The organism is Neobacillus drentensis (assembly GCF_036966985.1).
Lineage (GTDB): Bacteria > Bacillota > Bacilli > Bacillales > Cytobacillaceae > Neobacillus > Neobacillus drentensis_E.
In genome coordinates this window covers 1-12,763 of sequence record NZ_JBALSN010000126.1, presented here as the reverse complement: position 1 = coordinate 12,763, position 12,763 = coordinate 1, and the positions used below count along the sequence as shown (strand labels likewise).

Below are 12,763 nucleotides of genomic sequence, written 5' to 3'. Positions count from 1 at the left end.
TTCAGGATATTGGCCGGGTGAAAGAAAACCAAGGTGTATACCGTTACGACCCAGTGCGGGAAAGAAAGATGCTAGATAAAATAAAAGAGCATAATGATGGTCCTTTTGAAAATTCGACGATTGATCATCTTTTTAAAGAGATTTTTAAAGCAGGTCTTGACCTCCAACAGGATGACCATAGTAAGGCGTTGCTTGTCTCTAGAAAAAGACAGCCAGAAGATACCATTGTTACATTAAAAGGTGAAAATATTGGCGATGGAAAGCCACACTTCGTATTTGGACCGTGTGCTGTTGAATCCTATGAACAAGTGGCAACTGTAGCGAAATCCATGCAAGAAAAAGGCTTAAAGCTTCTTCGTGGAGGTGCTTATAAGCCAAGGACTTCTCCTTACGATTTCCAAGGGTTAGGGGTAGAAGGCTTAAAAATCCTGAAACGTGTTGCTAAGGAATTCGATATGGCAGTAATCAGTGAAATTGTCAATCCTGTGGATATTGAAATGGCGATTGATTATATCGATGTCATTCAAATTGGGGCACGTAATATGCAGAACTTTGAATTGTTAAAAGCGGCAGGTTCCGTAAATAAACCTGTATTGTTAAAAAGAGGGATTGCTGCAACAATCGAAGAATTTATTAATGCTGCCGAGTACATTGCGTCACAAGGGAACAGTCAAATCATTCTTTGTGAGCGAGGCATTAGAACTTACGAACGCGCCACAAGAAACACTCTTGATATTTCAGCGGTACCGATTTTAAAGCAAGAAACACATTTACCTGTCATGGTTGATGTAACTCATTCTACAGGTAGAAGAGACCTGTTATTACCATGTGCAAAAGCTGCTATTGCAATTGGTGCAGATGGTGTGATGGCTGAGGTACATCCAGATCCGGCTGTAGCACTTTCCGATCAAAAGCAGCAAATGGATCTTAATCAGTTTGATAAATTTTATAATGAACTGCTTGCATCCAACTATGTTCGGCTTTAATTGGAAGTAAATAGTATTAAAAACCTTCTGCATTTTCATTGCAGAAGGTTTTTTTGATAATATTTAGTATTTTTGCAGAAAATGTTGACAAATGCAATTGCGGCTTTTCCCTTATTATCGTATCATTAAGTACATATTAAAGATTGTTTACGTTCTCACAAACAAAAACAAAAAACTAATGATTAAGTTTATACAACCTGATGTAAAATAATGAAAACGATGATCGTTCTAGGAGAGTGTATTTTAGGTGAATATTACAATTTATGATGTCGCAAGAGAAGCAAACGTATCGATGGCTACGGTTTCCCGTGTAGTAAACGGAAATCCGAACGTTAAACCGGTAACAAGGAAAAAAGTGTTAGAGGTAATTGAAAGACTAGGCTATCGTCCTAATGCTGTGGCAAGAGGATTGGCTAGTAAAAAAACAACAACTGTCGGGGTAATTATTCCTGATATCTCAAATATCTTCTTTGCAGAATTGGCTCGCGGGATTGAAGATATTGCCACGATGTATAAGTACAACATCATTTTAAGCAATTCAGATCAAAACAAAGATAAGGAATTACATTTGCTCAATACAATGCTTGGCAAACAAGTAGACGGGCTAGTATTCATGGGTGGCAATATTACTGCAGACCATGTCGAAGAATTTGAAAAATCACCTGTACCGATTGTGCTTGCGGGTTCGATTGAAGAATCGAACACGATCCCTTCCGTGAATATTGATTATGAGGAAGCGGTATATGATTCCATCAGGGAATTTATCGAAAAAGGTCATAAGAATATTGCCTTTGTCGTGGGTCCACTTCATGAGCCGAAGAATACAATCAAGAAACTGAGAGGGTATCAAAGGGCATTACAAGAATCTGGTATTGCTTATAATGAGGAACTTATTGTGGAAGGCGATTATACCTACGACTCTGGAATTGAAGCAATCGAAAGACTCCTGGAAGTATCTGCTAGACCTACGGCGATTTTGGTTGGTTCTGATGAAATGGCTCTTGGAGTTGTGCACGGTGCAGAGGACAAAGGATATAAAATCCCTGAGGATTTTGAAGTAATCACATCTGATAATACAAGGCTGTCACTAATGGTGCGTCCGCAATTAACAACCATCGTTCAGCCGTTATATGATATTGGTGCGGTTGCGATGCGACTATTAACCAAATTAATGAACAAAGAAAAGGTGTCAGACCAAATTGTGGTTCTTCCACATCGAATTGAACACCGTCGTTCCACAAAATAATTTGAAAAATGGGTTGACCAAATGTGGTCAACCCATCTTTTTTTATATAGACTCACTTTTTTGCTGGCTTCGAATCGGGTAGAGTGCTTTTTCAAGGGTTAATAGATTCTTTTCGGTAATCTCTGCTTTTCTTGGGATGGGTGTATATAAATTTTCTGGATCGTCCCATTCCTTTGGTAATCCTACCGGAGATTCTTTTTGCCAAGCATCTAGCCATTCTTGCGGTAAACTGCCATAACAATTTGAGTTTTCAGTCATCTCAAGCCAAATTAGAGCCCACGCTCTTGGCACCACCCGCCAGATATCATAACCGCCGCCCCCAACCGCAATCCACTTTCCCTTACAATATTGATGGGCGATTTCATGGGCTAATCTAGGTATTTCACGATAAGTTTTCATGGTTGAAGAAAGATGTGTTAATGGATCTAAATAATGGGAATCTGCACCGTTTTGGGTAAGAATCACATCGGGTCTAAAAAAATCAGCTACTTCTCTAAGGGCATGTGTATAGGCGTAGAGCCAAGATTCATCTTCGGTAAAAGCATCAACGGGTATGTTAAATGAATAACCATAGCCCACTCCTTGTCCGCGTTCATTCACATTGCCTGTGCCAGGGAATAAATATCTTCCTGTCTCATGAATGGACAGTGTGCATACCTTTGGATCATCGTAGAAGGACCATTGAACGCCGTCCCCATGATGAGCATCTGTGTCCACGTATAAAACACGAGCATTATATTTTTCCTGTAAATATTTGATGGCGACCGAACTGTCATTATATACGCAAAATCCTGACGCTTTTCCCCTGAATCCGTGATGTAATCCACCGCCTAAATGAAGAGCATGCTGAGCCTTACCAGTCATAACTTGATCGACAGCTGTTAGTGTCCCTCCAACAAGTAGGGCGCTCGCTTCATGCATGTTAGGGAATATAGGGGTATCTTCTGTACCGAGACCATAGTTTTCTGCTATATCTTGAGACAATTGACCATTGCCTGCCTTTTTGACTGCTTCTATGTAACTCAGGTCGTGAATTAAGGCTAACTCTTCATCAGAGGCTATTCTTGGGGGGATGACACTTTCTGAATGAAGCGCATTCATCTTTTCTAATAAGTCCACTGTTAATTTAAGCCGAAATTGGTCAAAAGGATGGTGATTGCTGAATTTATATTTCAGCAGCTCATCTGAGAATACGAAGGAACACTTATCACTCATATTGAAATCCCCGGAAGATTAGGCCAAAGCACATGAAAACCTGCCTGTTTGAGATCTTGAATCAACACAGTGGGATTCATTGTCTGTAATCTAATCACAAGTATTTTGTACTGATCATCCAACTTATCAGGATAGACGAGGACACTCAGAATATTTGCATTTCGATTCTTAATCACAGTGGTTATTTCACTAAGTTTACCGGCAAGATTAGGGACCTTGATCTCAATTTGAGAACCTGGCTGATGGGCACCCGTTAATTCCACCATTGTACGGAGTAAATCTGTTTCAGTCACGATTCCAACCAATTCTTGGTTATTTATGATGGGAAGACAACTGATTTTATGCTCATAAAAAACACCAGCTACTTCTTCTACAAAATCTAAGGGATGCCCGATAATAACGTTTTGCTCCATAATTGCGTTAAGTGGTTTTTTCATATCTTCTGGATGCTCATTCGCATGGAAAATAGATGGCGTTGCTTCATGGATTATTGCCACTGTGACAAGGCCCACTAAATGTTTTTCTTCGTTGATAATGGGGATATGGCGTATTTTTCTTGATTCCATTAATTGAATGGCATCCGCAATTGTATCTGTCGGAAGAAGTGTGACGACATCTGTTTTCATGATTTGTTCTATTATCATTGGAACATCCTCCTTAGCTAAGCATTTATCATGAACAAAGATTAAGTTAGTACATAAACCGGTTCATAAATCTGAGGCGGTCAAATTTTTGGATGGTTTCTCGATCGATTCTTTTCCCCACCCGAGCCATAAGACAGTTGGCTGGGTGCGAGCAAATTTCGGGATCATCGGTTGCATACCATTCAAGACCGCCAGCATTCATCATCTTTTCCATGATCTTTCGGTACTCCCACACATTCAGTTTGGTGCCTTTTAAATCCCAGTGCCAATAGTACTCAGTCGTGATGATGAGGTAATCTTCCATCGCATCATCCATCATGCCGACAATAAGAAGATTTTTACCAACAGAACAGCCTCTATATTTTGGAATGACTTCGATTGCACCTAATTCGATTAAATTTTCAATTTTGCCCTCTGACCATCGTTCAAGCGGATCAGGGTATAGAAAGGTTACATAACCCACAATGGTATTTAGATGTCTGGCAATAATAATTCTGCCTTCTGGAAGGTTTGCTATTCCAATTAAAGCCTGATGCTGCTGCGTGGGCTGGCGAAAGGCAATAAGGTCTTCATGGAAATCGAAGCTTGCTAGTTTATCTGCAGTAATAGGTCCTTCAACAATAATAGAACCATGAGGTGTTTTTAATTGTTTGGCATTGTATGTCTTTTTGTGTTCCATACGGTCACCTACCTTGGGAAAATCATTCCATATTAATTCTATTATACATAAAATCTATCATTGATAAGTAACTTCACAAAATTTTCTGTCTTATAAACNNGTATATATTTGTACTATAGTAATTTTAAAATAGGGTCAAAGGGGGAGATTGAATGAAAGTGGAAGCGTTACCAGTCGTACAAGGGGATCATAATCTAGTAAATTATCAAGAAAAGTATAGGGACTTTGATTGGAAGGAAACCGAAAAGGAATTTACATGGAATGAAACGGGTCTTGTCAACATGGCTTACGAGGCCATCGACCGTCACGCGAAAACCTTCCGGAAAAATAAAGTAGCCCTTTATTATCGAGATGGTTCTAGAAATGAAAAGTATACTTTTAAGGAAATGAAAGAACTATCAAACAAAGCGGGTAATGTGTTAAAAACATTCGGGGATGTCGATAAAGGCGACCGTGTCTTTATTTTTATGCCGCGCTCTCCTGAACTTTATTTTACGGTATTGGGTGCCATCAAACTTGGTGCGATTGTTGGTCCTTTATTTGAAGCATTCATGGAAGGGGCTGTCAGGGATCGCTTGGAAGACAGTGAGGCGAAAGTTTTAGTTACCACGCCTGAACTGTTGGAACGTGTACCTGTTCAAGAGCTGCCAGCACTTAAATCTATTTTCCTTATTGGCAGCAATGTAGATGAACAAGGACCATATATTGACTTTCTGAAAAAGTTTGAATCTGCAAGTAAAGATCTTCAAATTGAATGGGTAGATAGAACCGATGGTCTCATCCTGCATTATACATCTGGGTCAACTGGGAAACCAAAGGGCGTACTGCATGTACATAATGCCATGATTCAGCATTATCAAACAGCAAAATGGGTGCTCGATTTAAAAGAAGACGACGTTTACTGGTGTACGGCAGACCCAGGCTGGGTAACAGGCACAACTTACGGAATCTTTGGGCCATGGCTAACTGGAACATCGAATGTGATTGTAGGCGGGCGTTTTAGTCCGGAAGCCTGGTATCAAATGATTGAAGACTTTGGGGTAACAGTCTGGTACAGTGCACCAACGGCTTTCCGGATGTTAATGGGTGCAGGTGATGAGTTGGTTAAGAAATTTAACCTAAGCAGCCTTCGTCACGTCCTAAGTGTTGGGGAGCCTTTAAACCCAGAGGTAGTTAAATGGGGGGCAAAAGTATTCAACAAGCGCATTCATGATAACTGGTGGATGACAGAAACTGGTGCGCAACTGATTAGTAATTATCCTTGTATGGAGATTAAGCCTGGTTCAATGGGTAAACCAATTCCAGGTGTACAAGCAGCGATTGTTGATAATCAAGGAATCGAGCTGCCTCCATATCGAATGGGGAACCTAGCGATTAAAAAAGGCTGGCCTTCCATGATGCATACGATTTGGAATAATCCTGAAAAGTATGAATCTTACTTTATGCCAGGTGACTGGTATGTCTCAGGCGATTCAGCGTACATGGACGAAGATGGCTATTTCTGGTTCCAAGGACGTGTGGATGATGTCATTATGACTTCAGGAGAGCGCGTGGGACCGTTTGAAGTAGAAAGTAAGCTTGTCGAACATCCTGCCGTTGCTGAAGCAGGTGTCATCGGGAAACCAGACCCAGTTCGCGGGGAAATCATTAAGGCGTTCATTGCACTGAGGGACGGGTACTCGGCAACGGATGAACTTAAAGAAGAAATCCGCCAATTTGTCAAAAAAGGACTGGCCGCCCACGCAGCTCCACGTGAAATCGATTTCCGTGATAAACTGCCGAAAACAAGAAGCGGTAAGATTATGAGACGGGTACTAAAGGCATGGGAATTAAACCTTCCAACTGGTGACCTTTCTACGATGGAAGATTAAAAAGACATTTTTTATTGAGGGAATAAACTTGACTTGAGCCAGACTATACGTCTGGCTTTTTTGCGTTTATTTAGTAGAGTATTTTGATAAGTGTTTGGGTTAAAAAAGAGAAGTGGCCGATAAAGTAGTCAAAGTGGCTGATAAATTTAAAAAGTGGCCGATAAATTGTCAAAGTGGCAGATAAAAATCAAAAGTGGCCGATAAAGTTGTGAAAGCGGCAGATAAATTCAAAAGTTGCAGAAAAATTACCGTCTTCAGACTCATTTTTTACATATTTGGTAACTGAATTGGATCACACTTACAAATATTTTTGTTCTACTAAATAAAAATAAAGAAACCCGCACCGAAACAATCTATTTCGATGCGGGTTATGGATTTACGGGGTTATTTTTGGATCTGTTGGCTGAGTTGGAACGTTAGGGTCATTCGGTACGACAGGATTAGTTGGATCCGTTGGTATGATCACACCTGCATCGACTAAATTCGATGGAGCAGACTCCTTACCGGCAATATCAACTGCTGTTACATAGAAAGATCCGGTCCCTACTTTAAATGACCGCTTAGAACCATTGACTACACTGCCTACTTTTTTAGCGCTTACCCCACCTTGATAGATGCGATAACCAACAACATCCTTATCCCCTGAGGTTGACCATGATAAGGTATTTCCTTTTGCTTTTACGCTAACACTGGCAGGGTTCTTTCCGTTATCGGACATTCTTGCGGTTGAAACAAGAATTTTTCCCCAACGATCCTTCTGTGGAATAAGTTGACTATAATTGTGGAAGTTACTTCCAACAATCCGCTTAATAAAATCAGGATTTAAGACGAGACCAAATTGGGAAAACTCTTTTGGTGTAGAATCTAAGGCTAAATATTTTTTGTCACCTACCGTGACATAGTTTGCTTCAATTAAGCTATCGTCTACTTTTGTAGGTACATTATTGACATTAAAGTAATCACTTTCGATTAAGCCTGCTTTTGAACAAGCTTCAGAAGGAAGCATTCCTGAAACAGCACAATAGGAGCGTTTCACGATTCCTTTTGGCATTTTAAATGACTTGTCTGGATCAATTAAATCTGGCCTAATTTTATAGGCAGCGTTCATTAACTTTGCCCATAAGTTATTGGTCCGTGCACTATAAGACATTCCAGATGTCTGGAGCGATTTTGGTGTATCATATCCTCTCCAAAGACCAAAGGTGACATTAGGGTTTGAAGCAACAAACCAGGAGTCAATATATTGATTTCCTGTCCCTGTTTTCCCTGCCCAGTCGCTGCTAAAGTTTAATTGGCTTCTAACACCTGCAGCCGTCCCCATCTTAACAACGTCTCGCATCATATCAATGGTTAAATAAGCTGTTTGCGGTTTAAAGACTTTAACAGGTGTTACTTTATGCTGATAGATGACCTTGCCGTTTTTATCAACAATTTTATCAATCATATAGGCATCAACAAATTTTCCATCATTAGCAAAGGTGCTGAATGCATTGGTATTTTCTTCAATTGTTACCCCGTTTGTCATTGAGCCAATCGAAGTAGCTAGATTTGTATAATCGTCTTTTCTTAAAGAGGTAAATCCCATTTTTTCAAGATACTTGGCAGGACGCTGATCAACGATACTCTTGTAAAGTTTAACAGCTGGAACATTATAGGATTTCGCCAGGGCATATCTCGCTGAAACCAGTCCACTGTATCGATAATCGTAGTTTTGCGGCCAAGGTGCACTACTGCCGGGATTTAGACTTAACGCTACGTTTGGCAGCGGCGTGCCTGGAGCTGCTTTTCCTAACTCAATCGCTGGTGCATACACTAGAAGCGGTTTCATTGTGGAGCCGTTTTGTCTAATCGCATTGGTTGCGTGATTAAGCTGTTGATCATCATAATTTCTTCCAGCCACAAAACTGATAATCTTTCCAGTTTTGTTTTCAATCAATTCTGCCCCAACCTCGGCGGGTTCCATAACCGTTTTAACTTCACCAGTTTCAGGATCCTTTTTTTCCTGAGGTTTATCAGGTCCATAATATTGATAATTATCTTTTACCTTCTGCATGGCATCATAGATTTTTTTGTCAATTGTCGAATGGATCTGGTATCCATTCTGACGTAAAGCATTTCTAGCCAAGATTTGATATTTATAAGCTAGATTATCATCATTTTTTAACTGTTTTTCTGAAATTCCATCATCTTTTGCTAAGACAGTAGTCAAAACTTCAATCGAACGCTTTTCAATTTCGACCGTTAGCCAAGGATATTTCTCGAGTGGGTTGGCAACTGGCTTAATAAAATCCTTTTTTATATCGTAGGCAGAAGCCTCAGCATATTGCTTTTGGGTAATATAACCACCGTCAAACATTCTCTTTAGGACTGTTTTCATCCGTGTAAGACCTGGTTCAAGATATTTTGGTTCTTTTATCGTACCTTCTCGTGTAAAAGGCGTATATCCGAATGGGCTTTGAGGCAATCCGGCAATGAAGGCTGCTTGGGGTAGTGTTAAATCACTTGCCTTTTTACCAAAAATTCCTTTTGCTGCTGCTTGAACACCAGCAATATTTCGTCCAGACGAATTTCTCCCTAACGTAGAAACGTTCAAATAGGCTTCCAAAATTTCTTTTTTATCAAAAAATTTCTCTAAACGAAGGGCAAGTAAAATTTCACTCGCTTTCCTTTGAAATGAAACTTCATTAGTTAAAATCTGATTTTTTATTAATTGCTGTGTTAGTGTACTGCCGCCGGATTGAACCGCGGAATTTGTTACTTCTTGGAAGACAGCCCGAAATACGGCTTTTGGTACGACACCTTTATGTTTGTAGAAGTATTCGTCTTCGGTTGCAACAACTGCGTTTACCAAATAATCGGATACATCGTCTAGTTTTACTTCTTCCCGTTCTAAATCTGTACGGAGTTTTCCAAGATATTTATTATCGGCAAAATATAACTCAGAGGTTTCTGTGTAGTTATAAATATCCTTTTTCATGCTATCATAGGAGCGGACAGGTTCATCTTTAACAAGTGAGGCAAAATAACCAGCACCGACACCTGTAGCAAATGATCCACCTAGAATTACCACTGTTAATACAAGGAGAAACAGATTCCAAACGACTTGATATGTGATTCGTGCACTTTTAACCGTTTTTCTATGGGTAAATATGTTCAGTACGGATTTTGCTTTTTCGATCCATGCTTGTAATGTTTCAACCATCTATAGTATCACCTCATCTAAAATCACATACATTATAGCATATCAATGGTATAAAAACTGACAAAGTTCTACATTTATCTGAAATTTCCAGTTATGTTTGACAAGGAACTATAATTATGGTAAAAAAAGCTATACATTAATTTAATAAGTATGCTGTGAAGGGAACCAACTGTAGTTCTTCTATCCCTGTTTGAAGAGAGTCAGCGGTGGTGCAAGCTGATACATATAGAAGAATGAATTACGTCCTGGAGCTTTCTCTGTGAAAATTGATTGCTAGTAGTGGAGAACGGTCTTAACCGTTAATTTTTTGAGTTGGAGGAATTTTCCTCAAGCTGGGTGGTACCGCGTAATTTTTACGTCCCTGCATTTATGCAGGGGCGTTTTTATTTTTTACAAAATTGGAGGAAATATTTATGGAATTGTTACAAGATTTAGCATGGAGAGGGATTATCTACCAGCAAACCGATGAAGAAGGTTTGAAGGATACAATAAGTAAGGAGCCAATTTCCTTATATTGCGGTGTCGATCCAACCGCAGATAGTATGCACATCGGCCATTTACTGCCGTTCTTGACACTAAGAAGATTTCAACAGCACGGACACCGTCCGATTGTATTAGTTGGCGGAGCAACAGGCTTAATTGGCGATCCAAGTGGAAAAAGCGAAGAACGAAAGCTGCAAACTCTTGAAACTGTTCAAGATAACGTAGCGGGTATTAAGAAACAGCTTGAATCTATTTTCCAATTTGAAGGCGAAAATGGGGCTATCATGGTTAATAACTATGATTGGGCAGGCTCTATGGATGTCGTTACCTTCTTGCGTGATATTGGTAAACATATAGGCGTGAATTATATGCTTGCAAAAGACACTATTGCCAACCGTCTTGAGACAGGTATTTCATTCACAGAATTCACGTACACCATTTTACAAGCGATGGATTTCCTTCATTTATATGAGCATCACAATTGTAGATTGCAAATCGGAGGAAGTGACCAGTGGGGGAATATCACTTCAGGGTTGGAATTAATTCGTAAAGTTCAGCCAGAAGGCTCGAAGGCATATGGGTTAACGATTCCACTTGTGACCAAAGCAGACGGAACAAAGTTTGGGAAAACGGAAAGCGGTGCGATTTGGTTAGATCCTGAAAAAACAACACCTTATGAGTTCTACCAGTTCTGGATTAATACAGCTGATGCCGATGTTGTTAAATACTTAAAGATTTTTACATTCCTTTCGCACGAGGAAATTGAACAATTAGAAAAAGCTGTTCAGGAAGAGCCTCATCTTCGTAAAGCACAAAAGGTATTAGCGGAAGAAATGACTCGATTAATACATGGAGAGAATTCTTTACAACAGGCGATCAAAATTTCTCAAGCTTTATTTAGCGGGGATGTAAGCAGTCTTTCAGCTGCGGAAATTTCGCAGGGCTTTAAAGATGTACCAGCATATACTTCACAAAATGAGGAGAATTTGGTCGATCTTTTAGTTGCGGCGAAAATTTCCCCATCCAAGCGTCAAGCACGCGAAGACATCACAAATGGTGCCGTCACAGTTAATGGCCAAAAAATCACTGATGCAACTTATGCTCTAGCGGAGACAGATAGGATTGAAGGACAGTTTACGATTATTAGACGAGGTAAAAAGAAATATACATTAATTAATTATTAGGCTATGTTAAAGCAGCTACTTATTGTTGATTTTGGCACCCTGTTGATTGGAGTGGAAGGCGGCGAAGACTCCTGCGGGAGTACGGGACAGGGGAGACCCCGCAGGCGCTGAAAGCGTCGAGGAGGCTCCCCGAACCGCCCGCGGAAAGCGAAGCCGCCTGGAACGGAAATCAACAGACTAGTTTAATTAGCCAAACAAAAAAGACTGTCGATTTAAAACCCGAAATCCTTCGGGTTTGTCGACAGTCTGAAAGGGCTTTGGAGTAATCAAAGCCCTTTTTTTGCTTATAACTAAATCCCTGTAACAAGGTGTTAAATACATTCGTCTAATATACAAAGGAAAGAGCATTCCGGGGGTGAATCAAGTGAAATTTTTATTGCACTTTATATTTATCATTCTCATCGCATTAGTTACATTTTTCGGATTAGGTCCTGTGTTATTCACAGACGGAGTTTTACAAGAAAGACTTTGGACTGCAGCTATCGTGGTCATTATCTATATCATTCTTGGCATTTTATATCGAAAATCGATCAAAAGAGTTAATCGAAGATAGAAAAAGCCCCGGTACCAACATCTATAAAAAACAGAAAGGCACAACTAGCTATTAATCACTAGTTGTGCCTTTTCCAATATGACAAGCTTATGCAGCTTGTTCTTCGATGTGTTCTTTGACTTTATGACCTTCCCATTTTGTGATAACAATAGCAGCTAGTGAGTTACCAACAATGTTTACACATGTACGTGCCATATCCAGCAGCCTGTCTACGCCTAATATAAACGCCAAGCCCTCAACTGGAATACCGACACTTCCTAAGGTTGAAAGCAGGACGACAATTGAAACACCAGGGACACCTGCAATCCCTTTTGAGGTAATCATTAAAATAAGGACTAATGTAATCTGTTGTCCAATGCTCATATGAATGCCATACATTTGCGCGATGAACAGTGCTGCAATCGCCTGGTACAAGGTTGAACCATCGAGATTAAATGAATAGCCAGTCGGAATCACGAATGAAGTAATCCCTTTCGGACAGCCAATACGCTCCATTTTTTCCATGATTTTCGGAAGGACGGTTTCCGAACTTGCTGTGGAATACCCTAAAATTAATTCGTCTTTTAAGTAAGCTAATAGCTTAAAAATATTATAGCCGGCTATTTTCGCAACGATGCCCAGGATGACAATAATAAAGAATATCATTGCGCCATAAACGGTCATAACCAATTTTCCGAGTGGAATTAATGATTCCAACCCA

At 40.0% G+C, this 12,763-nt stretch carries 10 protein-coding genes and 1 other annotated feature; of the genes, 5 read left to right on the top strand and 5 right to left on the bottom strand.

Translation table 11 applies throughout. From position 1 onward, the window contains the following. Positions 1–986, top strand: a 986-nt coding sequence (locus V7659_RS09015) for a bifunctional 3-deoxy-7-phosphoheptulonate synthase/chorismate mutase (protein ID WP_335539546.1), incomplete at its 5' end; no start/stop codon positions are given. Between the two features lie 247 nt (positions 987–1,233). Next, positions 1,234–2,232 carry a catabolite control protein A gene (ccpA, locus tag V7659_RS09010; RefSeq protein ID WP_335452889.1) on the top strand — a complete coding sequence of 333 codons (999 nt, stop codon included), beginning with the start codon at positions 1,234–1,236 and terminating at the stop codon, positions 2,230–2,232. Positions 2,233–2,274: 42 nt separating this feature from the next. On the opposite strand, the gene V7659_RS09005 is transcribed toward ccpA, so the two are convergent. From V7659_RS09005 to V7659_RS08995, 3 genes are read right to left on the bottom strand one after another with little or no spacing between them, the layout of a single operon-like run. Beyond that, entirely contained in the window at positions 2,275–3,447 is a 1,173-nt protein-coding gene (locus tag V7659_RS09005; protein ID WP_335452892.1) for an acetoin utilization protein AcuC, read from the bottom strand. After that, positions 3,444–4,091, bottom strand: a complete 648-nt coding sequence (locus tag V7659_RS09000) for an acetoin utilization AcuB family protein (RefSeq protein ID WP_335452896.1) — start codon at positions 4,089–4,091, stop codon at positions 3,444–3,446. The genes V7659_RS09005 and V7659_RS09000 overlap by 4 nt, the downstream gene beginning before the upstream one ends. Before the next feature lie 46 nt (positions 4,092–4,137). Next, positions 4,138–4,770 carry a GNAT family N-acetyltransferase gene (locus V7659_RS08995; protein ID WP_335452899.1) on the bottom strand — a complete coding sequence of 211 codons (633 nt, stop codon included), beginning with the start codon at positions 4,768–4,770 and terminating at the stop codon, positions 4,138–4,140. Positions 4,771–4,922: 152 nt separating this feature from the next. Between V7659_RS08995 and acsA the strand changes: the two genes are divergently transcribed. Then, positions 4,923–6,641, top strand: coding sequence for an acetate--CoA ligase (gene acsA / locus V7659_RS08990; RefSeq protein WP_335539544.1), 1,719 nt, complete (start codon positions 4,923–4,925; stop codon positions 6,639–6,641). A gap of 376 nt (positions 6,642–7,017) precedes the next feature. Here acsA and V7659_RS08985 read toward each other — a convergent pair whose 3' ends face one another. Next, positions 7,018–9,843, bottom strand: coding sequence for a transglycosylase domain-containing protein (locus V7659_RS08985; protein WP_335452905.1), 2,826 nt, complete (start codon positions 9,841–9,843; stop codon positions 7,018–7,020). Between the two features lie 146 nt (positions 9,844–9,989). Further along, positions 9,990–10,209: a binding site (T-box leader), on the top strand. A gap of 47 nt (positions 10,210–10,256) precedes the next feature. Here V7659_RS08985 and tyrS point away from each other — a divergent pair. Further along, positions 10,257–11,510 (top strand): tyrosine--tRNA ligase, encoded by a 1,254-nt coding sequence (tyrS, locus tag V7659_RS08980; protein WP_335452908.1) that lies wholly within the window; start codon positions 10,257–10,259, stop codon positions 11,508–11,510. Positions 11,511–11,874: 364 nt separating this feature from the next. Beyond that, positions 11,875–12,063 carry a DUF6954 family protein gene (locus tag V7659_RS08975; RefSeq protein ID WP_335452911.1) on the top strand — a complete coding sequence of 63 codons (189 nt, stop codon included), beginning with the start codon at positions 11,875–11,877 and terminating at the stop codon, positions 12,061–12,063. A gap of 87 nt (positions 12,064–12,150) precedes the next feature. Here V7659_RS08975 and V7659_RS08970 read toward each other — a convergent pair. Next, a partial coding sequence (locus V7659_RS08970; protein WP_335539542.1) for a cation:dicarboxylate symporter family transporter occupies positions 12,151–12,763 on the bottom strand: 613 nt, incomplete at its 5' end.